The sequence below is a fragment of the Thermomonas aquatica genome (assembly GCF_006337105.1).
In the GTDB taxonomy this organism is placed as follows: domain Bacteria; phylum Pseudomonadota; class Gammaproteobacteria; order Xanthomonadales; family Xanthomonadaceae; genus Thermomonas; species Thermomonas aquatica.
The window spans coordinates 1707204-1734057 of sequence record NZ_CP040871.1 but is presented as its reverse complement, the minus strand read 5'-3'; the positions used below and the strand labels follow the sequence as shown (position 1 = coordinate 1734057).

Here is a 26854-nt window from a genome sequence, read left to right as displayed (position 1 = left end):
TGATGCGCTTCGATCCGTCGAAGTTCGGCATCCGCCACCAGCTGTGGGGGCTGTTCGGCCTGTTCCTGCTCACCGGCATGCTGGTGCTGGTGCTGGACGAGGTCGGCCAGTACTACACGCAGCGGTCGATGCTGGCGATGAAGGACGACGTGCTGGCCGGCATGCGCCGGATCCGCCGCCTGTCCGATGCCTACAGCCAGGACGTGGTCAACACCACCTTCCGCACCCGCAATTACCTGGTCGACTGGGGCGATGCGCTGGCGACGGTGGATCGCGCGCGCGCCACCATCGACAGCGAATGGCGCGCGTTGCAGGCCAGCGATTTCAGCGGCGACGACCGCGCCCTGCTGGTCCAGGCCCTGTCGGCGCGCCCGCGCGCCGATGCCGCGGTGGAGCGCCTGCGCGCCGCGCTGGTGGCGAAGGACATCCGCGCGCTCGGGCGCTTCGCCGACGGCGAGCTGTATCCGGCGATCGATCCGCTGGCCGAACGCCTGCAGGCGGTGGCCGCGCGCGGCCAGCTGCGCGCCGACGCGCTGGTGCAGGCCGAGATCACCCGCGGCACCTGGATCCGCCGCGCCCGCATCGCGCTGTCCCTGTCGTGCTTCCTGCTGGTGGCGCTGTTCGGCCGGCGCGTGCTGCGCAACGGCTATCGCGGGGTGGAGAGCCTGCTCGAGCTGTCGCGCAGGATGGTGCAGCACGATTACACCGCGCAGCCGCGCTACCGGCCCACCGGCGAACTGGGCGAGGTGCTGGACAGCTTCCTGCGCATGCGCAGCCACGCGCAGCGGATCGAGACCCAGCTCACCGACCAGCTGGTCAGCAACGACCGCGTGCGGATCGCGCTGGAGCGCCGCGAACATTTCCAGCGCCTGCTGCTGGAGGCGGCGCAGACCGCGATCTTCGCGGTCGACGAGGACGGCACCTTCTCGCAGGTCAATCCGTTCGCCGAGCAGATGCTGGGTTGGCCGGCCGGTTCGCTGCTCGGGCGCGAAAAACTCGACGCGATCCTCGATCCGGAGGCGCTGAAGGCCTTGTCGCACCACCTGAGCGAAGCCTACGGACAGCCGGTCGCCGCCGACTGGACCGCGTTGCGCGCGATGGCCCAGCACCGCGAGCCGCCGCGCGAATTCGTGCTGCGCCACCAGCGCGGGCGCACCCTGCCGGTGCTGCTGGCGTTGTCGGCGATGCGCGACGACACCGGCGCGATGGTCGGCCTGCTCGCGGTCGCCACCGACCTGTCGGTGCTGAAGCGGCTGGAGCGCGCGTTGCGCGACAGCGAATCGCGCGCGCGCGAGGCCAACCACGCCAAGAGCGCGTTCCTGGCCGCGATGAGCCACGAGATCCGCACGCCGATGATCGGCGTCACCGGCATGATCGAGGTGCTCTCGCACACCGAGCTCGACAGCGAGCAGCGGCGTTCGCTCAACGTGATCCAGGCATCGGCGGAAACCCTGCTGCGGATCATCGGCGACATCCTCGATTTCTCGAAGATCGAAGCCGGGCGGATGGAGATCGAGCCGGTCCCGACCTCGCTGCCGGAGCTGATGCGCAGCGTGGTCGCGAACTATGCCGGCTCGGCCTCGAGCAAGGGGCTGACCCTGACCTGCGAGATCGACCCGCGCATCGCGCCCGCGCACTATGCGGATCCGGTGAGGGTGCGCCAGGTGATCGGCAACTTCCTGTCGAACGCGATCAAGTTCACCGAGCGCGGCAGCGTGACCGCGGGGGTGGAGTTGCGCCGGCACGATCCGGACGATGGCGCGATGGGCAGCGATGCGCTGGTGCTGCGGGTCACCGACACCGGCATCGGGGTCAGCGAACAGGCGCAGGCGCGGCTGTTCCAGCCGTTCTCGCAGGCCGAAGTCGATACCACCCGCCGCTTCGGCGGGACCGGCCTGGGCCTGGCGATCAGCCGCCGGTTGGCCGAACTGATGGGCGGCGACGTCGAAATGGAATCGGTGCCCGGGGTCGGCACCAGCATGCGGCTGGCGGTCAAGTTCCATCGCGCCCCGCCGGAGGAGCTGCCGGAGGCGCTGGGCCCCGGCAAGCAGGTCGCCGGGTTCAATCCGCGGCGCCTGCCGACGGTGGCCGAGGCCGAGCGCGAACGCAGCCTGGTGCTGCTGGTGGACGACCACGCCACCAATCGCCAGGTCATCCAGCGCCAGCTGGCGCTGGCCGGCTATGCCTCGGAGACCGCGGACGACGGCATCGAGGGCCTGGAGCGCTGGCGCAGCGGCCGCTACGCACTGCTGCTCAGCGACGTGCACATGCCGCGCATGGACGGCTACCAGCTGGCGCGCACGATCCGCGCGGAAGAAGCGCGGCGCGGGCTGCCGCGGGTGCCGATCGTGGCGCTGACCGCATCCGCGCTGAAGGGCGAGGCGGAACGCTGCCTGGACGCCGGCATGGACGACTACATGGCCAAGCCGGTGGGGGTGGCGACCATGGGCGCCTGCCTGCAGCGCTGGTTGCCGCATACCGCGGCCAACCAGCCGGTGCCGGCGGCGCAGGGCGCGTCGATCCAGGCCGCCAACAATGCGCAGGTGGTCGCGAGGGAAGCCGGGCTGCCGCAGCTGGCGCATCCGCCGGCGCTGGACATCAGCGTGCTGGCCGACCTGACCGGCGGCGACATGGCGGAAACGCACCTGCTGCTCGCCGATTTCCTGGCCAGCACCGGCGAGGACCTGGCCCTGCTCGAGCATTTGCGCACCAGCGGCGACCTGCAGGGCATGACCCGGCAGGCGCACAAGATCAAGGGCGCGGCCAGGCTGGTCGGCGCGCTGGAACTGGCCGAGGCCGCGGCGGTGCTGGAAACCGCGGGCCGCGGCGGCGACTGGGCCAGCGTGCTGCCGCTGTCGGTGGACGTGGTCACCGCCGTCGAGCGCCTGCGGCTGGACGTGGCGCAACGCCGTCCGGCCTGAATCCATGCAGGCGGCGACCGCCGCGTGTACGCTTTCGCTCATCCTGCAGCGGAGCGCACGATGAAGACGTGGCTGGTCGCATGTTCCAAGGGCGGCGTGGGCAAGACCACGGTCGCCACCCATCTGGCGGCGGAAGCCGCGGTCGCCGGCCTGCGCACCGCACTGGTCGATGCCGACCCGCAGCACTCCGCGTTCCGCTGGTGCGAACGCCGCGCCGACATGGCCAGCGCGGTGTTGCCGCTGGACGGCACCCGCAAGTCCTGGCGCAAGCAGTTGCCGGACGATACCCAGCGGGTGGTGGTGGATGCCCCGGCCGGGGCGATGGAGAAGGAGCTCGAGGATTTCCTCGACACCGCCGATGCGGTGATCGTGCCGATCCAGCCGTCCGCGCTCGACATCGAGGCCGCCGTGCGTTTCGTCGAATCGCTGGGCAAGCACCCGCGCGTGCGCAAGGGCAAGCTGCGCGTCGGCCTGGTCGCGAACCGGTTGAAGCCGCATACCAATGCCAGCCAGCAGGCGCTGGAAATCCTGCGCAGCTGGCCGTTCCCGCTGGTGGCGCAGCTGCGCGACAGCCAGGCCTATGTCGTGCTCACCGGCCTCGGCAAGAGCCTGTTCGATTACCACTCGGCGCAGGTGCGCGAGCACCAGGCGGACTGGGTGCCGTTGCTGCACTGGCTGAAGAAAGATTGATCCATCATCGAAAGGACTTCCGATGCGCGAACTGATCCTGCTCCGCCACGCCCACGCCGATTCCGCTGCCGCCGGGCAGGACGACCATTCGCGCGGCCTGTCCGCGACCGGGCGCGCGGAAGCGCAGGCCGCCGGCGACTGGTTGCGCGAGCACGGCCTGCGGCCCGACCGCGTGCTGTGCTCGGACGCGACCCGCACCCGCGAGACGCTGGCCGCGCTGGGCGATATCGGCGAGGGCGAGATATACGAGGACGCCACGATCTACGAAGCCAGCCCCGGCACCCTGGCCACCCTGGCCGATGCCAACCGCGATGCCGAACGCCTGCTGCTGGTCGGCCACAACCCCGGCCTGGAGCAACTGGCCGCGTTGATGCACAGCGGCCAGACCGGCGATTACCGCGGCATGCCGCCGGGCGGGATCGCGGTGCTGCGGCTGCCGGTGGACGTCAACATCGAACCGGGCATCGCCACCCTCACCCAATTCTGGTGGCCCTGATTTCCAAGGGCATGCACGGATGAAGGCGATTCGCGGCCGCGTGCTGCTCGCGCTGGCCGCACTGCTGCTCGGCGGCTGCGCCACCCTGTCGCCGCCGCAACGCGACGAGGCGGCGCGGATCGCCATCGCGGCGCGCAGCACCGAGGTCGATTGCGCGCAGGCCGACGCCTGCGCGCTGGCATCGCCGTTGCGCGAACTCGGCGAACGCGCGCTGGCCGAATCCAGCGCGGACGCGCCCCGGCACTACGCGCGGATCCTCGATCGCGGCCCGGATGCGCTGCTGGCGCGGATCAACCTGATCCGCGCGGCCCGCCGCAGCATCGACCTGCAGACCTACATCTTCGACGAGGACGATTCCGCGCAGCTGGTGCTCGACGAACTGCAGGCCGCCGCCTTCCGCGGGGTCAAGGTGCGGGTGCTGATGGACCAGCTGTCGGCGCTGAAGCAAGTGGAGACGCTGGCCGCGCTCGCGGCGGTGCACGCGAATTTCGAGCTGCGCGTGTACAACCCGGTGCTGGACCGCGCGCGCCTGTCCACGCCGATGTACGCGGTCGCCGCGGCGTGCTGCTGGGGCAAGCTCAACCGGCGCATGCACAACAAGCTGCTGCTGGTCGACGACCTGGTCGGCATCACCGGCGGGCGCAACTACCAGGACGACTATTACGACTGGGACGCCGCCTACAACTTCCGCGACCGCGACCTGCTGGTCGCGGGCCCGGTGGCGGGCGACATGGCCGCGCATTTCCAGGCGTTCTGGCAGTCGCCGCTGAGCGTGCCGGCGGAGCGGCTGGGCGATGTCGGCCGCCTCCTGCGCGAGCACGGCGTGCCGCCGCCGCCGCACCAGCCCTACCGCAAGCCGGAGCGGGTGCAGGCGCTGCTGGCGCAGGGCGCCGATGCCGGGCTGATCCGCGCGCGCTTCGTCGAGCCCGCGCTGCCGGTGGCCGGCGTGCAGTTCATCGGCGACCTGCCGGACAAGCACAGCGGCCGCGCGGGACGGGAGTCGGAGCAGGCCAGCAACACCCTGCAGCAACTGATCGCCTCGGCGAAGAGCGAAGTGCTGCTGCAGACGCCCTACCTGGTGCTGTCGAAACCGGCGCAGCGCCTGTTCCGCGGCCTGCACCGGCAGGCGGACCCGCCGCGGATACGGGTCTCGACCAACAGCCTGGCCGCGACCGACGCCTTCCTCGCCTATGCGGTCTCGTACAAGTACAAGCGCCGCTACCTGCGCGACTTCGGTTTCGAGATCCACGAATTCAAGCCGTTCCCGGCCGATGCCCCGTTCGATGCCGGCCCGCTCGGCGCCGACCTCGGCGAGGCGCCCGTCGCCGTGCCGGTGCCGCGGCGCACGACCCTGCGCCAACGCCGGTTGGCCGAACGCGGCCTGCGCAGCGCGCCGGTCAGCGAGGCCGGGCGCAATTCGCCGTTCGCCTCGTCCGGCGGCCTGCCGGTGCGGCTGCAGCGCGCCGGCATCCGCATGGGCCTGCACGCCAAGTCGATGGTGGTGGATGAGCGGGTGGGGGTGGTCGGCACCCACAACTTCGACCCGCGCGGCGACAGCCTCAACACCGAAAGCGCGGTGGTGATCGCCGACCCCGCCTTCGCCCGGGCGCTGGCCGCCAGCATCCGCGGCGACATGGCGCCGGGCAATGCCTGGACGATCGGCCGCCGCGATTCCTCGCCGGTGCTGCCCGGCATCGAATTCACCCTGGCCCGGGTGTCGGAACGGATGCCGGTGTTCGACCTGTGGCCGGTGAAGTACGCGACCAGCTACGAATTCGTCCCGGGTCCGGACTGTCCGCCGCCGCCGCCCTCGCCGTTCGACGAGGACTTCCGGCGTTGCCACAGGCCGGTCGGCGACTTCCCGGAAGTGGACCTGGGCCTGAAGTGGCTGGGGGTGCGCGTGTTCACCGCGTTCGGCTCGGGGCTATCGCCGATCCTGTGATGCCGGCCGCATCCGCGCATGGCTTGCGTCCAATTGACGCGCAGCAGCCCGCGCCCTAGGCTTCCGGTTCTCTTTCCGCGCGCCCGGATCCCCGCCATGTCGATCACCCTGAACTTCGAGCTCAACGACCGCGACCTCGCCCACTTCACCGCGGCGATGGACCGCTCCAAGAAGGCGGCCGAGGGCAAGACGGCGGACGAGATCATCGCCGCATCGGTGGCGCTGCTCGACGACGCGCAGAAGGTGCACATCCCGGACTTCATCAAGGATCGCCTGCTGCGCCTGGACGACATGATCGCGATGGTGCGCGACGCCTCCTGGGCGCTGCCCGATGCCGACAAGCAGCGGGTGCTGGGCGCGCTGACCTACTTCTGCGACCCGAACGACGTGATCCCGGACCATGTCGAGGTGCTGGGCTTCCTCGACGACGCGGTGATGATCGAGCTGTCGGTGCGCGAGCTCAAGCACGAGCTGGACGCCTACGACGACTTCTGCGATTTCCGCGCGCACGAAGCCGGCCGCCGCGGCATCGACCCGGCCACCCTGGGCCGCACCGACTGGCTGGACGGCCGCCGCGAGGAACTGCTCGACCGCATGCACCAGCGCCGCGAGCGCGACTTCGGCAGCGGCTACGGCAGCAGCAGCGGTTATGCGCACAGCCGCGGTTCCTACGTCCGCGGCTGGCGCCCGGGCGTGTTCAAGTTCGGCTGAGGCCTTGGCCAGCGGGTTCGCCTGGCCGCCGGAGGCCAGCCTCGAGGCGTTGAACGCGCGCTCGGCCGGCACCCTGATGCAGTCGCTGGGGATCGTGTTCAGCGAACTCGGCGACGGCTACCTGCGCGCCACCATGCCGGTGGACGCGCGCACCCACCAGCCCTACGGCCTGCTGCACGGCGGCGCCTCGGTGGCGCTGGCCGAGACCCTGGGCAGCAGCGCCGGCATGCTGATGGCCGGCGGCAACGCGGTGGTCGGGCTGGAGATCAATGCCAACCACCTGCGCGCGGTGCGCAGCGGCATCGTCACCGGCACCGCGCGGCCGATCCATCTCGGCCGCAGCACCCAGGTCTGGGAAATCCGCATCGAGGACGAGGCCGCCAAGCCGGTCTGCATCAGCCGCATCACCCTCTCGGTGCTGCCGCAGCCGCCCGCCTCGGGCCGCGCCTGAGCGCGGCTAGGCTGACCGCTCTAGCGCGCTTCCGCTAAGGTTCGGCCATGAGCGCGACGTCCCCCGCCGTCGGATCCCCGCTGCGCATCCTGCGCATGCTCTGCCGCCTGCCCATCCTCGCCTGGCATGTGCTGGTGCACCTGCCGATCACCCTGCTGCTGATCGCGATCGACACCATCGGCGGGAAGAAAGTGGGCCATGCCGCGATCCGCTGGTGGGCCGGCGGCCTGCTGTGGGTGTTCGGCATGCGCGTGCGCCGCGTCGGCGCGCCGCTGCCCGGCGGCACCATGTTCGTCGCCAACCACCTGAGCTGGGTCGACATCATCGCCCTGCACTCGCAGCACATGATGGGTTTCATCGCCAAGGCGGAGATCCGCGGCTGGCCGTTGATCGGCTGGCTGGCGACGGCCGGCGAAAGCATCTTCCTGCAGCGCGGCAATCCGAATTCGCTGACCGACGTGATGACCGAGATGTCCGCGCGCCTGCGCGACGGCCACGCGGTGGCGGCCTTCCCCGAAGGCGGCACCCGCGATGGCCGCGAACTCGGCGCGTTCCATGCGCGCATCTTCACCGCCGCGGTCGATGCCGATGCGCCGGTGCAGCCGGTGGCGCTGTGCTTCGGCGCGCATTGCGAGGCGCAGAGCATCGTCGCCTTCGCCCCGGGCGAGAGCTTCATGGGCAATTTCGTGCGCCTGCTCGGCGAACCGGTGCGGCCGGTGACGGTCTGCTTCCTGGAGCCGATCCTGCATGCCGAGCACGAAGGCCGGCGCCGGATCGCCACCCTGGCGCGCGCGCGCATCGAGCAGGCGATGGCCGCCGCGTGAGCGTGCGATGAGCCTGCAACGCAGCGAGTTCACCCCGCCGCGCTGGCTGCGCAGCCCGCATGTGCAATCGGTGCTGTCCTCCAGCCCGTTGCGCGCGCTCCGCGCGCGCCGGCGCCTGCATCGGCTGGGTGCAACGCATGACGCGGTGGTGCTCGATGTCGGCAATGGCGTGCGCCTGCAGGGCGTGCACAGCGTCAGCCCCGGGGCCGACCCGCGGGGGCTGGTGGTACTGCTGCACGGTTGGGAAGGCAGCGTCGATTCCAACTACATGCGGCTGACCGCGGCGCGCCTGCTGGATGCCGGCTTCGCGGTGTTCCGGCTGAATTTCCGCGACCACGGCGACAGCCACCACCTCAACGAAGGCATCTTCCACTCCAACCGGATCGACGAGATCGTCGATGCGGTGCGCGCGATCGCCGCGCGCTGGCCGACCCGGCCGCTGTTCGCCGCCGGCTATTCGCTGGGCGGCAACTTCGCCCTGCGCCTGGCGCTGCGTGCGCGCAGCCACGGCCTGCCGCTGCAACGCGTGCTCGCGGTCTGCCCCTTGCTGGATCCGGCGCGCACCATGGATGCGATGGAAACCGGCCTGCCGATCTACCTGCGCTACTTCGAGCGCAAGTGGCGGCATTCGCTGGCGCGCAAGCGCGCGCTGTTCCCGCAGGCGCACGGCTTCGCCGACGACGTGCTGCAGCTGCGCATGCGCGCGCTGACCGAGTGGATGGTGCTGCGGCATACCGACTTCGCCACCCTCGACGACTACTTCGAGGGCTATTCGGTGGCCGGCGAACGCCTGCGCGCATTGCCGATCCCCGCCGACATCCTGATGGCGGCCGACGATCCGGTGATCCCGGTGGGCGAGTTCGCGCGCATCGTCGATTTCCCCAACGTGCAGGTGGAGCTCGCCGCGCATGGCGGCCATTGCGGTTTCATCGAAGGCGCGATGCTGGATGGCTATGCCGAACGCTGGGTGGCGCAGCGGCTCGTCGCCGCGTCGTAGCGCCCGCGCTTAGAATCGCGGCATCGTCCGCAGGAGCCCGGCATGAAGATCCGCAGCGACAGTTTCGAGCACCGCGGCCGGATCCCGGCCGAATTCGCGATGGGCGCGCCCGGCGGCTTCGGCGGCAACCGCAATCCGCACCTGGCCTGGGACGAGGCGCCGGCCGGCACGCGTTCGTTCGCGCTGCTGTGCATCGACACCGACGCGCCCACCGATGGCGCGCTGGTCGCGGACGCGGACACCCCGATCCCGGTCGCGCACCCGCGCGGGGATTTCGTGCATTGGGCGGTCGCCGACATTCCCGCCGACGTGCGCTCGATCGAAGCCGGTAGTTGCAGCGATGGCATCAGCAAGGGCGGCAAGGGCCCGGGGCACGATGCCGGCGGCCGTCGCGGACTGAACGACTACACCGGCTGGTTCGCCGGGAACGCGGAGATGAGCGGCCGGTACTTCGGCTACGACGGCCCGTACCCGCCGCCGCACGACCTGCGCGAGCACCGCTACTTCTTCCGCCTGTTCGCCCTCGACGTGCCGGCGCTCGACGTCGCCGGCGCGTTCACCGCCGGCGACGTGTTGCGTGCGATGCACGGCCACGTGCTGGCCGAAGCCAGCACCTACGGCACCTACAGCCTCAACGGTTGACGTCGCCGCTTCAGCGCGGCGGCGCCAGCACCGCCGCGAACACCGCGCGCCGCAATGCGCGGAACGGCAGGTTCGGGTTGGGATCGGCATTGCACAGGCAGGCCACGGTCAGCCGGCTCGGCACGTGGGTAGCGAGGTAGCCGGAGAAGCCCGCGATGAAACCGTTGTGCTGCACGATCAGGCTGCCGTCGCGGGTGGCGCGGTCCAGCAGCAGGCCGAAGCCGTATTCGGTCGCGCCCATCGGCGCATCCTCGGCGCGCGCGCGGTGCGCGCTGGCAAGCCGGCCGTCGCGCAGCCGCGCCGGTGCCAACACCGCGCGCAGGCTGGCGGGTTTCAGCACGCGCCCGCCGAGCAAGGCCGCGTGCCAGCGGCAGAGGTCGTCGGCGGTGCCGCGCATCGCGCCCGCGGCGCCGGCCTGTTCGATATCGAGGCCGGGCGCGTTCTGCAGCGTCGGTGGCTCGCCATCGCCGAAGCCATAGCCGGACACGCGGCCGGACACGATCTGCGCGCTGCGGTCGAAGGCCAGCGTGCGCAGCCCGAGCGGCGCGAACAGCCGTGCCTGCGCCAATTCGGCCAGCGGTTGCCCGGACGCTTCCTCCAGGATCGCGCCCAGCACGTGGTAGTTGGCGTTGCTGTACTGCCACGCGCTGCCTGGCGGGAAATCGAACAGGACGGGTTGCGCGGCGATCGCCTCGGCCAGCCGGCGCTGGCTGAACGCGCCGGGCAGCGGGCCGCCCTCGTCGTCGGCATGCAGGCCGGCGGTGTGGTGGATCAGCTCGCGCACGCTGAAGGCCGGCTGCGCGCGCAGGAATGGCAGGTAGCGCGAGGCCGGCGCATCCAGCGCCAGCACGCCCTGCTCGGCCAGCAGCGCGGCCAGCACGGCGGCGAACTGCTTGGTCAACGAGCCGATGCGGAACAGGCTGTCGACGGTGGCCGGCGTCCGCGTTTCCAGGTTGGCGCTGCCCGCCGCCTGCGACCATAGCGGCGCGCCGTCGCGCCATGCCGCCGCCTGCATCCCGGGCGCTGCGCCCTGCGCGATGGCATCCCCGAGGATGCGCTGCAGCGTCTCCGGCAAGCCGTCCGCGGTGGCCGCGGCGAACGCGCCGCGCCCGAACCCGATGGCGCCCGTCGCCGCGATGCCCAGCAATACCGATCGACGGGTCAAGGCCACGTGGCGCACTCCATGGGGATGGGGGCAACATGGCACGGGCCGCCGGCGGACGGCCCGTGCTGATGGTCATCCGGCCGGATCACTTCCCGGAGGCGTCGGACTCCACCACCTGGTCCAGCACGTAGACGTACCTGGAGGCGTCCGCGGGGACGTCCTTGCGGGTGTAGCGGTCGATCCGCAACACGTTGCGCACGCCGGCCTGGTGGGTATAGCCCTCGATGCCGTCGTAGAAGTTCCCGAACGCGCCGGGCGTGCCGGACTTCAGGCCCTTGTCGTCGTACTTCAGTTCGCGCACCTGCAGGCATTGCTTGCCCGGGATCAGCGGGTGGTTGCAGGGCTTGGTCTGCGCCGCGACTTCCAGGAACACGCGCTCGCCGGCGCCGTACTTGCTCGCGGCGGTTTCCGCGCTGGTGAAGACCAGCAGGTCGCCGGCCGCGGTCTTCAATTGCAGCTGGCGGGCATCGCCCTTGGACAGGCGCGGTTCCAGCACGCCCTGCAGCCGCTTGCCGACTTCCTGGTCCAGCGCCATCAGCTTCGGATCGGCGCACGCCTTCATGGTCGAGGCGAGCTTGTCGATCGTGATGCCTTTCCCGTCCAGCCTGTAGCCGCCGGTCATCGCATTGCAGGTATTGCCGACGACGAGCTTGCCGCCGTTGAAACCGAGCGTGACCGGCTGTCCGGGACGCACCAGCAGGGCATCGATGGCATGTCCCTTCGCGTCGGTGGCGGCCGCCAGCCGCCATTGGTACTTGGGCAGGGTTCCCGCGGTGCGGATCATGCCCGCGTTCTTGAACTCGACCTTGGGCAGGCTGGCCGCAGCGTCCGCGGGCGCGGCCGATTCGGCCGGCTTGGCGGGCGGGGTTGCGGTTTCGTCGGCCGTTTTCGGTTTCGGGCAACCGGCGAGCAAGGCCGGCAGGGCGAGCAGCAACAGGCGTTTCATCGTGGAGTCCTTTGGTCAGGCGCGCATGCGGCTGCGCGCGCGTTGGATCGGGGCAGGCGGGATTTGGTTCAGCTGCCGGCCGGCAGCCACAGCAGCAGGACGATGCCGAGCGCCAGACGGTACACCGCGAACGCGGTGAAGCGATGGCTCTGGATGTAGCGCAACAACCACTTCACCGCGGCGAAGGCGGTGAGCGCTGAGGCGACGAACGCGATGCCGAGCGCGCTCCAGTCCTCGTTGCCGATGCCGCCGTCCTTGAGCATCGACAGCAGTTCGTAGCCGGTCGCCGCGAACATGGTCGGGATGCCGACCACGAACGCGAATTCGGTGGCGGCGGCGCGGCTGGTGGTGCCGGCGAGCAGGGCGACGAAGATCGCGGCCGCGCTGCGCGAGGTGCCGGGGAACACCCCGGCGACCACCTGCGCGATGCCGACCAGGATCGCCGTGGTCCACGAGATCGCGCTGCGTTCGCCTTCGCGGCCTGCGCGTTGCGCCGCTAGCTGTTCGGCGGCCACCATCCAGAACGCGCCGACGATCAGCGCCCAGGCGATCGGCCGCACCGTGTCCGGCAGCTCCCAGCCGAGCTTCTTCACCAGCAGGCCGCCGACCGCGGTCACGCCGAACGCGGCCAGCAACTTGAAGGCGTAGTCGCGCGATTGCGCGGGCGTGGCGGTGATGCCCAGCGGATCGTAGGCGGCGGGCGCGTCGTGGCCGAGGAACGCGGTGAGCATGCCCCACAGCCGCTTCCAGTAGATCAGCACCACCGCGAGGATCGCGCCGGCCTGGATCGCGATGTTGAACAGGTCGCTGCGCTGGCCCAGCCAGCGTTCGGCGATCAGCAGGTGGCCGGTGCTGGAGATCGGCAGGAATTCGGTGATGCCTTCGATGATGCCGAGCAGCAATGCGGCGAGCAGGTCGTTCATGCGGAACCGCGGTGTGGGCGACGGCGCAGGATAGCGCAAAGCAATATCGCCATTTCGGTGCTAAATGCCATCATGAATGCACCAAAGAAATGCATTCGAAATTCACGCTACAGATAAAATACTTGATAATCAATTAGTTGGTAGTTGGCACGCGCTTTGCAATAGAAACTGGCAACGGCTCATCCCCTTCCTCCCGGAGTTTCCCATGTCGTTCGAAAACGTCGAAAAGCTGATCCGCGACCACAAGATCGAATTCGTCGATCTGCGCTTCACCGACATGCGTGGCGTGCAGCACCACGTGACCTTCCCCAAGTCGATCATCGACGCCAGCCTGTTCGAGGACGGCAAGATGTTCGACGGTTCCTCGATCAGCGGCTGGAAGGGCATCAACGAGTCCGACATGGTGCTGCTGCCGGACCCGTCGACCGCGGTCGTCGACCCGTTCACCGCCGACCCGACCCTGATCCTGACCTGCGACATCCTGGATCCGGCGACCATGCAGGCCTACGACCGCGACCCGCGCGGCGTGGCCAAGCGCGCCGAGGCCTACCTGAAGGCGGCCGGCATCGCCGACACCGCGTTCTTCGGCCCGGAGCCGGAATTCTTCATCTTCGATTCGGTGCGGTTCTCCAATGAAATGGGCCACACCTTCTTCCATGTCGATTCGGAAGAGGCGCACTGGAACTCCGGCAAGGAATACGAAGGCGGCAACAGCGGCTACCGGCCGATGGTGAAGGGCGGCTACTTCCCGGTCGCGCCGCTGGATTCGCTGCACGACATCCGCGCCGAGATGTGCAAGACGCTGGAACAGGTCGGCATCGAGGTCGAGGTGCACCACCACGAAGTGGCGAACGCCGGCCAGTGCGAGATCGGCACCAAGTTCAACACCCTGGTGCAGAAGGCCGACGAACTGCTGACGATGAAGTACATCATCAAGAACGTCGCCCACCGCAACGGCAAGACCGCGACCTTCATGCCGAAGCCGATCGTCGGCGACAACGGCAGCGGCATGCACGTGCACATGTCGCTGGCCAAGGGCGGCGTCAACCTGTTCTCCGGCGACGGTTACGGCGGCCTGTCGCAGATGGCGCTGTGGTACATCGGCGGCATCTTCAAGCACGCGCGCGCGATCAACGCGTTCACCAATTCCGGCACCAACAGCTACAAGCGCCTGGTGCCGGGCTTCGAGGCGCCGGTGATGCTGGCCTACTCGGCGCGCAACCGTTCGGCGTCCTGCCGCATCCCGTACGTGGCCAACCCGAAGGCGCGCCGCATCGAGATGCGCTTCCCCGACCCGATCCAGTCCGGCTACCTGACCTTCGCCGCGCTGATGATGGCGGGCCTTGACGGCATCAAGAACCAGATCGACCCGGGCGCGCCCAGCGACAAGGACCTGTACGACCTGCCGCCGGAAGAGGAGAAGAACATCCCGACCGTGTGCCATTCGCTCGACCAGGCGCTGGAAGCGCTGGACAAGGACCGCGACTTCCTCAAGGCCGGCGGCGTGTTCAGCGACGACTTCATCGACGGCTACATCGCGCTGAAGATGCAGGAAGTGACCAAGTTCCGCGCGGCCACGCACCCGCTGGAATACCAGATGTACTACACCGTCTGATGCGGCCGCCGCCGCGTCGAGCGGCGGCGATGCATCGGGGCGAAGCGAGCTGATCCTCGCTTCGCTCCCTCCCCGGCGAGGATCGGACAGGCCGGGAGCGCGCACCGACGGGTGCGCGCCTCCCGGGCCTTTTGGCTGGCGGAGGGAGTGGGGCGGGCCATGCGCGGCGGCGTCGCGCACCATCAAGCAAGGAGGACATGCGCGATCGACGATCGCGGCAGGCAGGGCACGACGGAGTTCCTGCATTGCACGAGTACGAAACAAATGACCGGGGAGGGCTACCGCTTATGAGGAGCCTGCGTCATGTCGTCTCACACTGTGGCTACACCGTTCCATGCATCGACCACGACGCGCACGCACGCTCGCATCCGCATCGCCGTCGCATTACTCGCCCTGTTCGGCATCGCCGATGCGCAGGCCGGCACCAGCGGCAACGTCTCGCTGACCAGCGACTACGTGTTCCGCGGCGTGTCGCAGAGCAACCAGCAACCCGCCCTGCAAGGGGGCGTGGAATACGCGGCCGAAAGCGGCGCGTACATCGGCACGTGGGGCAGCAGCATCAGCTGGCTGTCGGATCTCTCCACCAGCGCCGCGCCGATCTCCAGCAGCCTTGAACTCGACGTCTACGGCGGCTATCGCGGCAAGTTCAGCGAGGCCGTGAGCTACGACGTCGGCGCGCTGTACTACTGGTATCCCGGCGATTTTCCGTCCGGCTTCAACAGCGCCGACACCCTCGAGGTGTATGCCGGCATCACCGTCGCCGCCAGCGACAAGCTCAGCCTGGGCGCGAAGTATTCGTACGCGGCCACCGACCTGTTCGGCTACGTCGATTCCGACGGCAGCGGCTACCTCGACCTCAGCGCCAACTTAACCGTGGGCAAGGGCGTCACCATCAACACGCATGCCGGCAAGCAGTGGATCGAGGGCAACGACGCCTTCGAATACACCGACTGGAAGCTGGGCGCGACCAAGGCCTTCGACAACGGTTTCTCGGTGGGCCTGGCCTATACCGGCACCAATGCCGACGACGCGCTGTACACCAACCCGTTCGGCAACAAGGTGGCCGACGACACCGTCGCCCTGACCATCACCAAGGCGTTCTGAGGGAGCCCAGCACGATGAAACTGATCACCGCGATCATCCGCCCGTTCAAGCTCGACGAGGTGCGCGAGGCGCTCACCGAAGTCGGCGTGTCCGGCATCACCGTGACCGAAGTGAAGGGCTTCGGCCGGCAGAAAGGCCACACCGAGCTGTACCGCGGCGCCGAGTACGTCGTCGATTTCCTGCCCAAGCTGAAGATCGAATGCGCGGTCGCCGACGACGATTTCGATGCCGCGCTCGATGCGATCAGCAAATCCGCGGCGACCGGCAAGGTGGGCGACGGCAAGATCTTCGTCGTCGCCCTCGACCAGGTCATCCGCATCCGCACCGGCGAGCTCGGCGCCGATGCGCTCTAACCCAGGGGAGACAACGATGAAGACGACAGCGATCTCCGGGTGGAGCACCCGATTGCATGCCGCATGCATGGCCGCGGCGTGCGCCCTCGCGCTGGCGCTTGCGATGCCGGCGGTGAAGGCACAGGAAGCGACCGCTGCACCGACCGCGGCCGAGGCGCCTGCGGAAGCCGCACCCGCAACCGCCGATGCAGCGACGGCCACGGACGCCGCACCCGCGGCAACCACCCCTGCCGAAGCAGTGCCGACTGAAGCGGCACCCGCCGAAACGGAAGCCGAAGCGCCGGCACCCACCATCAGCAAGCCGGATACCGTTTGGGTGTTGGTGTCCGCCGCGTTGGTGATCTTCATGACCTTGCCCGGGCTGGCGCTGTTCTACGGCGGCCTGGTGCGGTCGAAGAACGTGCTGTCGATCCTGATCCAGAACCTGGCGGTGTTCTCGCTGGTGGCGGTGCTGTGGGCGCTGTACGGCTACAGCCTGGCCTTCACCGAGGGCAATGCCTTCATCGGCGGCACCGACCGCGTGCTTGCCGCGGGATTGAATGCCGCCTCGATCGCGGCGACCTTCACCAAGGGCGTGTACATCCCCGAGCTCGCGTTCTTCGTGTTCCAGGGCGCGTTCGCCTGCATCACCTGCGCGCTGATCGTCGGCGCGTTCGCGGAGCGGGTGAAGTTCGCCGGGGTGATGCTGTTCACCGTGCTGTGGTTCACCTTCGCCTACTTGCCGATGGCGCACATGGTCTGGTTCTTCCCGGGTCCGGATGCGTTCACCAGCACCGACGCCGTCGATGGCGTGCTGGCCAAGTCGGGCTATCTGTGGGCGAAGGGCGCGCTGGATTTCGCTGGCGGCACGGTGGTGCACATCAATGCCGCGGTGGCGGGGCTCGTTGGCGCGTTCGTGATCGGCAAGCGCATCGGCTTCGGCCGCGAGGCGATCAAGCCGCACAACCTCACGCAGACGATGGTCGGCGCGTCGATCCTGTGGTTCGGCTGGTTCGGCTTCAACGCCGGCTCCGCGCTGGAAGCCGGCGGCGTGGCCGCGATCGCCTTCGTCAACACCTTCCTGGCCACGGCCGCGGCGGTGGTGGCGTGGCTGACGATGGAATGGATCGGCAAGGGCAAGCCGTCTTTGCTCGGCGCGGCGTCGGGTGCGGTGGCGGGATTGGTGGTCATCACGCCGGCGGCGGGCCTGGTGGGCCTGATGGGCGCGCTGGCGATGGGCGCGATCGCCGGCGCGCTTTGCCTGTGGGGCGTCAGCGGGCTGAAGCGCCTGCTCGGCGCGGACGATTCGCTGGATGTGTTCGGCGTGCACGGCGTCGGCGGCATCGCTGGCGCGTTGCTCACCGGCGTGTTCGCTGCGCCCGCGCTGGGCGGCGCGGGCCTGTGGGACTACGTCACCGAGACCGCGTTGCCGGACTACGACATCGCCGCGCAGGTGTGGATCCAGGCGCAGGGCGTGCTGATCACCGTGGTGCTGTCCAGCGTGGTCGCGCTGCTCGCGTTCCTGATCGTGAAGTACACGGTCGGCCTGCGCGTCAGTGAAGAGGCGGAACGCGAAGGCCTGGACATCAGTTCGCACGGCGAAGCCGCGTACGAGTCCTGATCGGTCTTGGGGAAGGCGACGACAGGGACGTCGTCGCCGGTTTCGAAAGAAGCATTCTTCAAGGGAAGCCGCACGGTTCGCCGTGCGGTTTTTTTGTTGGGTGACGTGTCGTGGAGAGTTAGAGCATGGAGACCTGCTTGTGAACCCATGCAGACGTCTTCTTCTGGCCGGCCAACCACTCGAGGCAATCATTCGAGACATCCCCGCGGCCGATCCGCCCGAAGAACCCGGCATTTCCTTGAGCATCAGGGGGAACGACGCGAATGAGTCGCGAGGGGCCTCGAAGGACCATCAACCATCAACCCTCGAGACGAATGGTCGACGCGTCTCCGGGGCGCAGTTCGGCGCATGCGTCCTTCGAACGATGAGCTCGATCGCGCCTGCATCCGTGGTGTGCGCCCGATACGTCATTCCCTCGGGCGTCTGCATCGCTGCCATCGCCCGCAGGTCGTTCGTCGAGGGGGCGAGCAGGTAGCGGTCCATTGCCGCGAGCACCGCCGTTTCGTCCTCGGACGGATGCCCTTCCGCGAGCGATGCGGGTCGGGCATCGAACGCGACGAGCGTGAGCAGGACGGCGATCACGTTCGAACGGACGGATCGCGTCATCTCAGTCTCCGATGGGACGACGATCATGCGCGTTTGCCCGGTGGCTGACGCAAACCCGCCGAATCCGGTTCCGGTCGGTCCGATGGCGCGCTGTGGGCTCGGCCTGAACGAACTGGTCGACTGGCCAATGTCCGCGCGGGTGATCCACGTCGCGGGAAGTTGCGTTGCGTTGCCTCGTTGAAGGCGTGCCCCGAAGCGGACGGCTACCGGGCCAGTCGCTCGCGCAACCGCGGGGTCGCGAAGTCGAGGAACGCGCGCAATTTCAACGGCAGGCGCCGCTGGCCCGCGTGGACCAGGCTGATCGGCAGCGCTGCTGGTTCGAAATCACGCAGTACCCGCTGCAATTGTCCGCTGCGTTCGGCCCTGTCGATCTGGTAGCACAGCACGCGGGTGAGGCCGGCGCCAGCGATCGCGGCGTTGATCGCCGCTTCGGCGGTATTCACCACCAGGCGCGAATGCATCGGCACGTTGATTTCGGTCCCGTTGGCCGGAAAACGCCAGGACTCGGCTGCGCTCATCGCCTCGAAGCTGATGCAGCGATGGTCGCCGAGTTGTGCCGGCGTGTCCGGCACGCCGTGCGCGGCTAGGTACGCCGGGCTCGCGCACACGGTGCGGCGGGTGGCGCCCAGGCGCGTGGCGATGAGGCGACTGTCCGGCAACGCGCCGATGCGCACGGCCAGGTCCACGTGTTCGTCGAGCAGGTGCAGGACGCGATCGCCTTGCACCAGGCGTACGTCGACTTCGGGGTAGGCGGCGAGGAAGTCGACAAGCACCGGCAACACGTGGATTCGCCCGAACACGATCGGTGCGGTGATCACCAGCTCGCCACGCGGTTCGGAAAACTCGCCGGCGACAGTGCGTTCGGCTTCGCCGACATCTTCGAGGATGCGCTTGCAGGCGGCGAGGTAGTCGCGGCCCGCATCGGTGAGCGCGAGTCCGCGCGTGCTGCGGTTGAGCAGGCGCGCTTTCAGGTGGGCCTCCAGCTCCGACAGGTTGCGGCTCACGGTGGCCAGCGGCATGCCCAGCTTGCGGCCCGCGGCCGAAAGACTGCCGGCCTCCACGGTGCTGAGGAACACATTCATCGCCTGGAGTCGGTCCATCATTTATTCCATTTCATGGAAGGGTGATTCCATATTTTGCAGTCTAGTTGCAGATGGCGGAACTATCTACGCTTTCTCCACCGGGCACCCGCCCATCACCGCCACCCTGGAGAAACAAACATGTCCCGCATCGCCATCCCCGCCAGCATCGATTCCGCCCCCGCCGCCGCCCAGCCGCTGCTGCTGGCCGTCCAGCAGCAGATCGGTTCCGTCCCCAACCTGTTCCGCTTGGTCGCCAACAGCCCGGCCGCGCTCGAGGGTTACCTCGGCATGTCCGGCGCGCTGGGCAAGGGCACGCTGCCGGCGCCGACCCGCGAGCGCATCGCACTGGCGGTGGCCGAGATCAACGGCTGCGGCTACTGCCTGTCGGCGCATGCCTACCTGGGCAAGCACCTGGCCAAGCTCGACGACGCCGAGATCGCCGCCAACCGCAGCGGTACCTCCAACGACCCGAAGGCCGCCGCCGCCGTGCAGTTCGCCGCCAAGGTCACGCAGGCCCGCGGCAAGGTCGGCGCCGACGACGTGCTGGCGGTGAAGGCGGCCGGTTACAGCGATGCGCAGGTCATCGAGATCGTGCAGCACGTGGCGCTCAACACCTGGACCAACTACATCAACGAAGTGGCCAAGACCGAGATCGATTTCCCGGTGGTCGCCTTGCGCGAGGCCGCCTGAGGCCATGGAGCGTCCACCGCTGCCGCCGTTCACGCTGGAATCGGCCGTGCGCAAGGTGCGCCTGGCGGAGGACGCCTGGAACTCGCGCGACCCGGCCCGGGTCGCGCAGGCCTACACGGCGGACAGCCGCTGGCGCAATCGCAGCGAGTTCCTGCAAGGACGCGACGCCATCGCGGCCTTCCTGGAACGCAAGTGGCAGCGCGAGCGCGAATACCGCCTCACCAAGGAGCTGTGGGTCTTCCAGGAGAATCGCATTGCCGTGCGTTTCGCCTACGAGTGGCGGGACGCACGAGGCGCGTGGACGCGCAGCTACGGCAACGAGAACTGGGAATTCGACGCGCATGGCCTGATGCGCACCCGTATCGCCAGCATCAACGACCTGTCGATCCGCGAGGACGAGCGGCTGTTCCACTGGCCACTGGGCCCGCGACCGGCGACGGCGGCTTCGCTGTCGGAACTCGGACTTTGAGGCACGCATGGACACCACGCGCTACAGCAGCGACATCGCCTTCACGCCAACGGTGAAATCCCTGCAAACGCGCAAGGGTTCGCGCCGCGCCTACCGCAACATGGAGGCGCGGGGCGGCTGGGAAACCACGATCACCGACGAACTGCGCGACTTCATCGGCGAGCAGCGCAGCCTGTTCCTGGCCACAGTCAATGCCGAAGGGCAACCGTACATCCAGCACCGCGGCGGTCCACCCGGCTTCCTGCGCGTGCTCGACGCACTTACGCTTGGTTTCGTCGATTTCGCCGGCAACCGCCAGTACATCAGCAGCGGCAACCTGATCGACAACCCGAAGGCGCACCTGTTCCTGATCGACTATCGCCAGCGCCGGCGGGTGAAGATCTGGGGCGAGGCGCGCATGGTGGAGGCCACGCCGGCGTTGCTCGCGCAGCTGATGCCCGCGGACTACAAGGCCAGGCCGGAGCAGGTCCTGGTGTTCACCGTCCATGCCTGGGACGCGAATTGCCCGCAGCACATCCCGCCCCGTTTCGAGGCCGACCATGTATTGGCCGCGCTGCAGGAGAAGGACCGGCGCATCGCGTTCCTCGAAGCCCAACTGGAGCGATTGCGCCGAGCCTGACCAGTTCGCTGCAGGCAGCTTTGCTGCCGCTCCTGTTGTTGCGGTCTCAACCCAGCAGCAGCTTGGCGATCCCCGCCGCCGCATCGCGCCCTTCCTGCACGGCGGTGACGACGAGGTCGGCGCCACGCACGCCATCGCCGCCGGCGAACACCCAGGGATTGCTGGTCTGGTAGGGCAGCGCATTGCTCGAAGGCTTCGCGCAACCGCGCGGCTTGGGCGCAACCTTGATGCGGCCATTGGCCTCGGCGGCGATGCCGTGTGCCGCGAGCCACTCCGGCGGTTCCGGCTGGAAGCCGAACGCGATGATCACCACGTCGGCGTCGAGTTCGGATTCGCTGCCGGGTACGATCTCCGCATTGCGGCGACCGCGCGCATCGGGTTCGCCCAGCCGGGTTTCGGCGACGCGCACGGCGGTCACGGCATCATCGCCGAGCAAGGCCAGCGGCTGGCGGTTGAACAGGAACTCCACGCCCTCCTCGCGCGCATTGGCGACTTCGCGCGCGGAGCCGGGCATGTTGGCCTCGTCGCGGCGATACACGCATTGCACGCTGGCGGCGCCCAGGCGGATCGCGCTGCGCACGCAGTCCATGCCGGTATCGCCGCCACCGAGCACCACCACGCGCTTGCCGCGCAGGTCGGGCAAGTCGATTTGATCCTCCCACCCGGCGATGGGTTTCCCATCTGCATCGTCGCCGATCACGAGGCGCCCGTTCTGCACCAGGAAGGGCAGCGCCGGCAGCACGTTGCGCAGGTCCTGGCCTGGCAGCTTGCCGTCGGTGTAGCGATAGCTGCCGATGCCGAGGAACACCGCGTCGAAATCGTCGATCAGGGACTGCATCGACACATCACGGCCGATCTCCACGCCCAGCTTGAATTGCACGCCCATGCCAGCCAGGACCTCATGGCGCTGGTCGAGCACCGTGCGTTCCAGCTTGAAGGTGGGGATGCCGAACTGCAGCAGGCCGCCGATCTTCTCGTAGCGGTCGAACACGGTGGCTTCGATGCCGGCGCGCGCGAGGCGATCCGCGCAGGCCAGGCCCGCAGGCCCCGCGCCGACGATGGCGACGCGCTTGCCGGTGCTCGGCGCCTGCGACAGATCTGGCGTCCAGCCCTGCGCCAACGCGGCATCGACGATGTACTTCTCGACCGCGCCGATGGTCACCGCACCGAAGCCGTCGTTGAGCGTGCAGCTGCCCTCGCACAGGCGATCCTGCGGGCAGACGCGGCCGCAGATTTCGGGCAGCGGGTTGGTTTCGTGGCAGAGCGCCGCCGCTTCGATGACGCGGCCTTCGCGCGCCAGTTCCAGCCATTGCGGGATGCGGTTGTGCAGCGGGCAGCCCCAGCTGCAATACGGGTTGCCGCAATCCAGGCAACGGCCGGCCTGCTGCTTCGCTTCCTCGGCGGCGAAGCGGCCGTACAACTCGCCCCAGTCGCCGTCGCGGCGCAGCTGCAGCGGGATGCGCGCGGGCATCGCGCGTTCGCGGTCGAGGAAATCGAAGATGGCTTTCTTGCTCATGCCGCTCTCCGCAAACCGTCGACCAGCGATTCGATGCTCGCCGCCTTCGGCTTGACCAGCCAGAACTTGCCGAGGAAATCGCGGAAGTCGTCGAGGATGCGCTGCGCGAACACGCTGCCGGTCAATGCCGCATGCGTTTCCAGCAGGTCGGTGAGGTGCGAGCGGTGCGCCTCGAAGCCTTCGTGGTTGATGCGCAGGATGTCGATCAGCTCGTGGTTGTAGCGGTCGACGAAATCGCGGTCGAGGTCGAGCACGTAGGCCATGCCGCCGGTGAAACCGGCGCCGAAGTTCAGGCCGGTGCGGCCGAGCACCGCGACCACGCCGCCGGTCATGTATTCGCAGCAGTGATCGCCCACGCCTTCCACCACCGCGACCGCGCCGGAATTGCGCACCGCGAAGCGTTCGCCGGCGTGGCCCGCGGCGTACAGCTCGCCACCGGTGGCGCCGTACAGGCAGGTGTTGCCGAGGATCGGCGTGTCGCAGGCGACGAAGGTTGCGTCGCGCGGCGGACGGATCACGATGCGCCCGCCGGCCATGCCCTTGCCGACGTAATCGTTGGCCTCGCCTTCCAGGGTCAGCCGCAGGCCGCTGGCGAGGAAGCCGCCGAAGCTCTGCCCGGCGGTGCCGGTGAAATGCAGGTCGATCGGCGCATCGCGCATGCCGTGGTCGCCGTGCAGGCGCGCGATGCGCCCGGACAGCCGCGCGCCGATGCTGCGGTCGGTGTTGCGGATCGGGTAGGCGAAGCTGCCGCCCAGCGCATTCGTCAACACCAGGTCGAGGTCGGCATCGAGTTCCGCCGCCAGGCCATCGTTCGCGGCGGCGAGTCGCGGCGTGCCGCAATGGCCGCCGTGCGCGAGGCCGTCGCCGGCCAGCAGCAGCGACAGGTCGATCTTCTCGCCGGTGGCGGCGAGCGCATCCACTTGCCGCAGCAGGTCGGTACGGCCGACCAGTTCGCCCAGCGTGCGCGCGCCGAGTTGCGCGAGGTAGCCGCGCACTTCCTCGGCCAGTCCGCGGAAGAAATTCTCGACGCGTTCGGGCAGGCCGGTGAAATGCTCGGCGCGCAGGCGGTCGTCCTGGGTGGCGATGCCGGTGGCGCAGTTGTTGAGGTGGCAGATGCGCAGGTACTTGCAGCCCAGCGCGATCATCGGCGCGGTGCCGAAGCCGAAACTCTCGGCGCCGAGCAGCGCTGCCTTGATCACGTCGAGGCCGCTCTTCAGGCCGCCGTCGGCCTGCACGATCACCCGTTCGCGCAATCCGTTCGCCAGCAAGCCTTGGCGCGCTTCGGACAGGCCCAGTTCCCACGGCGTGCCGGCATAGCGGATCGAGGAAATCGGCGAGGCGCCGGTGCCGCCGTCATGGCCGGAGATGGTGATGAGGTCGGCGCCGGCTTTCGCCACGCCCGTCGCGATGGTGCCGACGCCCGCATGCGAGACCAGCTTCACCGAGACCAGCGCGTCCGGATTCACCTGCTTCAGGTCGAAGATCAATTGCGCGAGGTCTTCGATCGAGTAGATGTCGTGGTGCGGCGGCGGCGAGATCAGGCCGATGCCGGGCCGCGCGTAACGCAGCCTGGCGATCAGCGCATTGACCTTGTGGCCGGGCAGCTGGCCGCCTTCGCCGGGCTTGGCGCCCTGCGCCATCTTGATCTGCAGCACCTCGGCATTGACCAGATATTCGGGCGTGACGCCGAAACGGCCCGAGGCGATCTGCTTGATCTTGCTGACCTTGTCGCTGCGATAGCGCGCGGGATCCTCGCCGCCCTCGCCGGAATTGCTGCGCCCGCCGAGGCGGTTCATGGCGATCGCCAGCGCTTCGTGCGCTTCCGGCGACAACGCGCCCAGCGACATCGCCGCGGTATCGAAGCGGCGCACGATGGCTTCGATGGGCTCGACCTCGTCGAGCGGAATCGCGTTCGCCTTCGAGGCGTCGAGCGCGAGCAGGTCGCGCAACGCCGCCGGCGGCCGCGTGTTCACCGCATCGGCATAGCGCGCCCAGTCCTCGCGGGTGCCGCTGGCGACCGCGCGCTGCAGCGCCTGCACCACGTCGGGATTGAACTGGTGGTATTCGCCGTCCGGGGTGAACTGCAGCAGGCCGCCGATTTCCGGCAGCGCGTTGTTGTCCCAGCCGATCTTCGCCAGGTGCTCGGCTTCGGCCTGCAGTTCGGCGAAACCGGCGCCGCCGATCCGCGACGGCGTGCCGGCGAAGCAGAGTTCGGTGACTTCGCGGTCCAGGCCGACGATCTCGAACAGGCGCGCGCCGCGGTAGCTGCCGATGGTGCTGATGCCCATCTTCGAAATGATCTTCAGCAGGCCCTTGCGGATGCCGCGCCGGTAGCTGCGGCCGATCTGCGCGACCTCGCCGTGCTTGGTGTTGAGGATGCCGCGCACGCCCAGATCGTGCAGGGTTTGATAGGCCAGGTACGGATACACCGCGGTCGCGCCGTAGCCGATCAGGCAGGCGAAGTGGTGCGGGTCGCGCGCGGTGCCGGTTTCCACGATCAGGTTGACCGCGCAGCGCAGGCCGTTGCGCACCAGGTGCTGGTGCACCGCGCCGGTGGCGAGCAGCGCATGCAGCATCAGCTGGTCGCGGCGCGGACGGCGGTCGGACAGGATCAGCAGCAGCACGCCGTCGCGCGCGGCGGCCTCGGCCTGCGCGCAGACGCCTTCGATCGCGGCGCGGATGCCGGTGCCGGCGTCGAAGCCGAGTTCGATGTAGCGATAGGCGGTGTCGTAGGGCGGCATCGCCAGCAGCTGGCGCAGCTTGCGCTGGCTCAGTACCGGCGAGCTCAGGTGGACATGGCGCACGGTCTCGGCGCTGTCGGCGAACACGTTGCCCTCGCGGCCGAGCTGGGTGGCCAGCGACATCACGCAGTCCTCGCGCAACGGGTCGATCGGCGGATTGGTGACCTGGGCGAAGGCCTGGCGGAAGCGGTCGTACAGCGGCCGCACCTGCTGGCTCAGCGTCGCCATCGGCACGTCGTCGCCCATCGAGCCGATCGCCTCCTGCTCGGTTTCCGCGAGCGGGCGCAGCACCTTCTCGCGTTCCTCGCGGGTCAGCTGGAACAGTTTCTGGAAGCCGGCCAGGGTGGCGTGGTCGAATGGTTCGGCGGCGAGGTTGGGATCGATCAGCTCGCTGTGCAGGTAGGTCATGCCCTGCCGCAGCCAGCGCTTGTACGGCGCGCGCGCGCGGTTGATCGCGTCGATGGCGTCGCTTTCGAGCAGGCGGCCGTCGCGCAGGTCGGCGGCGATCATCTGGCCGGGGCCGAGCTTGCCCTTGCGCAGCACTTCGGCGGCCGGCACGTCCCACACGCCGGCCTCGGAGGCGATCAGGAAATGCCGGTCCTTCGTCAGTTGCCAGCGCGCGGGACGCAGGCCGTTGCGGTCCAGCGTGCAGGCGGCGTAGCGGCCGTCGAACAGCACGATGCCGGCCGGGCCGTCCCAGGGCTCGCTGTTGAGCGCGTAGTACTCGTAGAACGCGGCCAGGTCGGCGTCCTTGTACTCCAGCGACTGCGTCGCCGGCGGCACCAGGATGCGCATCGCCTTCAACGCATCCATGCCGCCGGCTTCGAGCAGGTCGAGCATCGCGTCGAGCGATTGCGAATCCGAGCCGTCGACCTCGATCACCGGATCGAATTCGCGCGGGTCGAGGTGCTCGCTGCGCCACACATGCGCGCGCGCCTGCGCCCACGCGCGGTTGCCGGCGATGGTGTTGATCTCGCCGTTGTGGGCGAGCATGCGGAACGGCTGCGCCAGCGACCAGCGCGAGGACGTGTTGGTCGAGAAGCGCTGGTGGAACACGACGACGCTGCTTTCGAGCTCCGGGCGCTGCAGGTCCGGATACAGCTGCGGCAGCCGCGACGGCAGCACCATGCCCTTGTAGCCGATGCTGTCCGCGGACAGGCTGACGATGTAGAACGCCGGCACGTCCTGCAGGCGCTGGGTGGCGCGGCGACGGGCGAGGAACAGCGCGCGGCGGAAGGTTTCGGGCGTCGGCCGCGCGCCTTCGACGTCGATCAGCGGCGCGGCGAACACCTGTTCGATGCGCGGCATGTTGGCGCGCGCGGTGGCGCCGCAGGCCCCGGCATCCACCGGCACCGTGCGCCAGCCGGCGACCGCCAGCTGCACCTCGGCCAGCGCCTTGCGCAGGGTGTCGCGGCAACGCGCGGCGTCGGCGTCATCGTGCGGCAGGAACACCAGCCCGGCGGCGAACTGCGAGCCCAGCGCGAAGCCGGCTTCCTTCGCCAGCGCGCGCAGGAAGCGTTCGGGTTGCTTGAGCAGCAGGCCGCAGCCATCGCCGCTGAGGCCGTCGGCGGCCACCCCGCCGCGATGGGTCATGCGCGCCAGCGCTTCCAGCGCGGCTTCCACCGTGGCGCGCGCGGGCTTGTCGTCGAGCTGCGCGATCAGGCCGAAGCCGCAGCTGTCGCGGTCGTCGCGGGGGTCGTACAGGCCCAGGGGATCAGGGCCGGCTTGGTCGCACTCCATCATGGCGGTTC

The 26854-nt window shown here is 69.1% G+C and carries 23 protein-coding genes; 16 read left to right on the top strand and 7 right to left on the bottom strand.

All coding sequences use genetic code 11. The features are described from left to right. The first annotated feature begins 2 nt into the window (after positions 1-2). From FHQ07_RS08250 to FHQ07_RS08210, 9 genes are all read left to right on the top strand, one after another. Positions 3-2921, top strand: a complete 2919-nt coding sequence (locus tag FHQ07_RS08250) for an ATP-binding protein (RefSeq protein WP_240703597.1) — start codon at positions 3-5, stop codon at positions 2919-2921. 60 nt (positions 2922-2981) lie between these two features. Further along, a complete protein-coding gene (locus tag FHQ07_RS08245; RefSeq protein WP_139716353.1) occupies positions 2982-3611 on the top strand; it encodes a ParA family protein in 630 nt (209 codons plus the stop codon). Between the two features lie 22 nt (positions 3612-3633). Next, positions 3634-4107 carry a SixA phosphatase family protein gene (locus FHQ07_RS08240; RefSeq protein ID WP_139716352.1) on the top strand — a complete coding sequence of 158 codons (474 nt, stop codon included), beginning with the start codon at positions 3634-3636 and terminating at the stop codon, positions 4105-4107. Positions 4108-4126: 19 nt separating this feature from the next. Further along, positions 4127-6049: a phospholipase D family protein gene (locus FHQ07_RS08235; RefSeq protein ID WP_139716351.1), complete on the top strand. Its 1923-nt coding sequence runs from the start codon at positions 4127-4129 to the stop codon at positions 6047-6049. A gap of 96 nt (positions 6050-6145) precedes the next feature. Next, positions 6146-6760, top strand: coding sequence for a YkvA family protein (locus FHQ07_RS08230; RefSeq protein WP_168191516.1), 615 nt, complete (start codon positions 6146-6148; stop codon positions 6758-6760). A gap of 76 nt (positions 6761-6836) precedes the next feature. Further along, entirely contained in the window at positions 6837-7211 is a 375-nt protein-coding gene (locus FHQ07_RS08225; RefSeq protein ID WP_240703596.1) for a hotdog fold thioesterase, read from the top strand. A 47-nt stretch (positions 7212-7258) separates the two neighbouring features. Beyond that, entirely contained in the window at positions 7259-8035 is a 777-nt protein-coding gene (locus tag FHQ07_RS08220) for a lysophospholipid acyltransferase family protein (RefSeq protein WP_139716348.1), read from the top strand. A gap of 13 nt (positions 8036-8048) precedes the next feature. After that, positions 8049-9032, top strand: coding sequence for a YheT family hydrolase (locus FHQ07_RS08215; RefSeq protein ID WP_139717961.1), 984 nt, complete (start codon positions 8049-8051; stop codon positions 9030-9032). Positions 9033-9074: 42 nt separating this feature from the next. Next, a complete protein-coding gene (locus FHQ07_RS08210) occupies positions 9075-9674 on the top strand; it encodes a YbhB/YbcL family Raf kinase inhibitor-like protein (RefSeq protein ID WP_139716347.1) in 600 nt (199 codons plus the stop codon). A gap of 10 nt (positions 9675-9684) precedes the next feature. Here the strand turns inward: FHQ07_RS08210 and FHQ07_RS08205 are convergent, their stop codons facing one another. From FHQ07_RS08205 to FHQ07_RS08195, 3 genes are all read right to left on the bottom strand, one after another. After that, complete coding sequence (locus FHQ07_RS08205) at positions 9685-10845, bottom strand: serine hydrolase domain-containing protein (protein ID WP_139716346.1); 1161 nt, start codon at positions 10843-10845, stop codon at positions 9685-9687. 79 nt (positions 10846-10924) lie between these two features. After that, positions 10925-11785, bottom strand: coding sequence for an META and DUF4377 domain-containing protein (locus FHQ07_RS08200; RefSeq protein ID WP_139716345.1), 861 nt, complete (start codon positions 11783-11785; stop codon positions 10925-10927). Positions 11786-11853: 68 nt separating this feature from the next. Then, positions 11854-12708, bottom strand: coding sequence for an undecaprenyl-diphosphate phosphatase (locus FHQ07_RS08195; RefSeq protein WP_139716344.1), 855 nt, complete (start codon positions 12706-12708; stop codon positions 11854-11856). Between the two features lie 205 nt (positions 12709-12913). Between FHQ07_RS08195 and glnA the strand changes: the two genes are divergently transcribed. From glnA to FHQ07_RS08175, 4 genes are all read left to right on the top strand, one after another. Next, the gene (gene glnA / locus FHQ07_RS08190; RefSeq protein ID WP_139716343.1) at positions 12914-14323 is read left to right on the top strand and encodes a type I glutamate--ammonia ligase; all 1410 of its coding nucleotides are present in this window, start codon (positions 12914-12916) and stop codon (positions 14321-14323) included. Between the two features lie 303 nt (positions 14324-14626). Then, the gene (locus FHQ07_RS08185; protein WP_139716342.1) at positions 14627-15427 is read left to right on the top strand and encodes a TorF family putative porin; all 801 of its coding nucleotides are present in this window, start codon (positions 14627-14629) and stop codon (positions 15425-15427) included. A gap of 14 nt (positions 15428-15441) precedes the next feature. Then, positions 15442-15780 (top strand): P-II family nitrogen regulator, encoded by a 339-nt coding sequence (locus tag FHQ07_RS08180; protein ID WP_139716341.1) that lies wholly within the window; start codon positions 15442-15444, stop codon positions 15778-15780. A gap of 16 nt (positions 15781-15796) precedes the next feature. Then, positions 15797-17380 (top strand): ammonium transporter, encoded by a 1584-nt coding sequence (locus tag FHQ07_RS08175; protein WP_168191515.1) that lies wholly within the window; start codon positions 15797-15799, stop codon positions 17378-17380. A gap of 291 nt (positions 17381-17671) precedes the next feature. Here FHQ07_RS08175 and FHQ07_RS08170 read toward each other — a convergent pair whose 3' ends face one another. Further along, positions 17672-17986 (bottom strand): hypothetical protein, encoded by a 315-nt coding sequence (locus FHQ07_RS08170; RefSeq protein ID WP_139716340.1) that lies wholly within the window; start codon positions 17984-17986, stop codon positions 17672-17674. Positions 17987-18189: 203 nt separating this feature from the next. Continuing rightward, positions 18190-19089 carry a LysR family transcriptional regulator gene (locus FHQ07_RS08165; RefSeq protein ID WP_240703450.1) on the bottom strand — a complete coding sequence of 300 codons (900 nt, stop codon included), beginning with the start codon at positions 19087-19089 and terminating at the stop codon, positions 18190-18192. A 117-nt stretch (positions 19090-19206) separates the two neighbouring features. On the opposite strand from FHQ07_RS08165, the gene FHQ07_RS08160 reads away from it, so the two are divergent. The 3 genes from FHQ07_RS08160 to FHQ07_RS08150 are packed head-to-tail and all read left to right on the top strand — an operon-like array spanning position 19207 to position 20846. After that, positions 19207-19758, top strand: a complete 552-nt coding sequence (locus FHQ07_RS08160) for a carboxymuconolactone decarboxylase family protein (protein WP_139716339.1) — start codon at positions 19207-19209, stop codon at positions 19756-19758. Positions 19759-19762: 4 nt separating this feature from the next. Then, the gene (locus tag FHQ07_RS08155) at positions 19763-20227 is read left to right on the top strand and encodes a nuclear transport factor 2 family protein (RefSeq protein WP_139716338.1); all 465 of its coding nucleotides are present in this window, start codon (positions 19763-19765) and stop codon (positions 20225-20227) included. Between the two features lie 7 nt (positions 20228-20234). Continuing rightward, a complete protein-coding gene (locus tag FHQ07_RS08150) occupies positions 20235-20846 on the top strand; it encodes a pyridoxamine 5'-phosphate oxidase family protein (protein WP_139716337.1) in 612 nt (203 codons plus the stop codon). A gap of 46 nt (positions 20847-20892) precedes the next feature. Here FHQ07_RS08150 and FHQ07_RS08145 read toward each other — a convergent pair whose 3' ends face one another. Together FHQ07_RS08145 and gltB are read right to left on the bottom strand one after the other, a co-directional pair. Then, positions 20893-22362 carry an FAD-dependent oxidoreductase gene (locus FHQ07_RS08145; protein WP_139716336.1) on the bottom strand — a complete coding sequence of 490 codons (1470 nt, stop codon included), beginning with the start codon at positions 22360-22362 and terminating at the stop codon, positions 20893-20895. Continuing rightward, complete coding sequence (gltB, locus tag FHQ07_RS08140; protein ID WP_168191514.1) at positions 22359-26846, bottom strand: glutamate synthase large subunit; 4488 nt, start codon at positions 26844-26846, stop codon at positions 22359-22361. Before gltB ends, FHQ07_RS08145 begins: the two co-directional genes overlap by 4 nt. Positions 26847-26854: the final 8 nt, after the last annotated feature.

Excerpts from the sequence above, each read along its gene's own strand:
- gltB (WP_168191514.1), bottom strand. The coding sequence starts at position 26,846 with ATGATGGAGTGCGACCAAGCCGGCCCTGATCCCCTGGGCCTGTACGAC.
- FHQ07_RS08225 (WP_240703596.1), top strand. The coding sequence starts at position 6,837 with ATGCAGTCGCTGGGGATCGTGTTCAGCGAACTCGGCGACGGCTACCTG.
- FHQ07_RS08245 (WP_139716353.1), top strand. The coding sequence starts at position 2,982 with ATGAAGACGTGGCTGGTCGCATGTTCCAAGGGCGGCGTGGGCAAGACC.
- FHQ07_RS08175 (WP_168191515.1), top strand. The coding sequence starts at position 15,797 with ATGAAGACGACAGCGATCTCCGGGTGGAGCACCCGATTGCATGCCGCA.
- FHQ07_RS08210 (WP_139716347.1), top strand. The coding sequence starts at position 9,075 with ATGAAGATCCGCAGCGACAGTTTCGAGCACCGCGGCCGGATCCCGGCC.
- FHQ07_RS08170 (WP_139716340.1), bottom strand. The coding sequence starts at position 17,986 with ATGACGCGATCCGTCCGTTCGAACGTGATCGCCGTCCTGCTCACGCTC.
- FHQ07_RS08160 (WP_139716339.1), top strand. The coding sequence starts at position 19,207 with ATGTCCCGCATCGCCATCCCCGCCAGCATCGATTCCGCCCCCGCCGCC.
- FHQ07_RS08195 (WP_139716344.1), bottom strand. The coding sequence starts at position 12,708 with ATGAACGACCTGCTCGCCGCATTGCTGCTCGGCATCATCGAAGGCATC.
- FHQ07_RS08165 (WP_240703450.1), bottom strand. The coding sequence starts at position 19,089 with ATGATGGACCGACTCCAGGCGATGAATGTGTTCCTCAGCACCGTGGAG.
- FHQ07_RS08150 (WP_139716337.1), top strand. The coding sequence starts at position 20,235 with ATGGACACCACGCGCTACAGCAGCGACATCGCCTTCACGCCAACGGTG.
- FHQ07_RS08240 (WP_139716352.1), top strand. The coding sequence starts at position 3,634 with ATGCGCGAACTGATCCTGCTCCGCCACGCCCACGCCGATTCCGCTGCC.
- FHQ07_RS08200 (WP_139716345.1), bottom strand. The coding sequence starts at position 11,785 with ATGAAACGCCTGTTGCTGCTCGCCCTGCCGGCCTTGCTCGCCGGTTGC.
- FHQ07_RS08155 (WP_139716338.1), top strand. The coding sequence starts at position 19,763 with ATGGAGCGTCCACCGCTGCCGCCGTTCACGCTGGAATCGGCCGTGCGC.
- FHQ07_RS08145 (WP_139716336.1), bottom strand. The coding sequence starts at position 22,362 with ATGAGCAAGAAAGCCATCTTCGATTTCCTCGACCGCGAACGCGCGATG.
- FHQ07_RS08250 (WP_240703597.1), top strand. The coding sequence starts at position 3 with ATGCGCTTCGATCCGTCGAAGTTCGGCATCCGCCACCAGCTGTGGGGG.
- FHQ07_RS08185 (WP_139716342.1), top strand. The coding sequence starts at position 14,627 with ATGTCGTCTCACACTGTGGCTACACCGTTCCATGCATCGACCACGACG.
- FHQ07_RS08180 (WP_139716341.1), top strand. The coding sequence starts at position 15,442 with ATGAAACTGATCACCGCGATCATCCGCCCGTTCAAGCTCGACGAGGTG.
- FHQ07_RS08230 (WP_168191516.1), top strand. The coding sequence starts at position 6,146 with ATGTCGATCACCCTGAACTTCGAGCTCAACGACCGCGACCTCGCCCAC.
- FHQ07_RS08220 (WP_139716348.1), top strand. The coding sequence starts at position 7,259 with ATGAGCGCGACGTCCCCCGCCGTCGGATCCCCGCTGCGCATCCTGCGC.
- FHQ07_RS08235 (WP_139716351.1), top strand. The coding sequence starts at position 4,127 with ATGAAGGCGATTCGCGGCCGCGTGCTGCTCGCGCTGGCCGCACTGCTG.
- glnA (WP_139716343.1), top strand. The coding sequence starts at position 12,914 with ATGTCGTTCGAAAACGTCGAAAAGCTGATCCGCGACCACAAGATCGAA.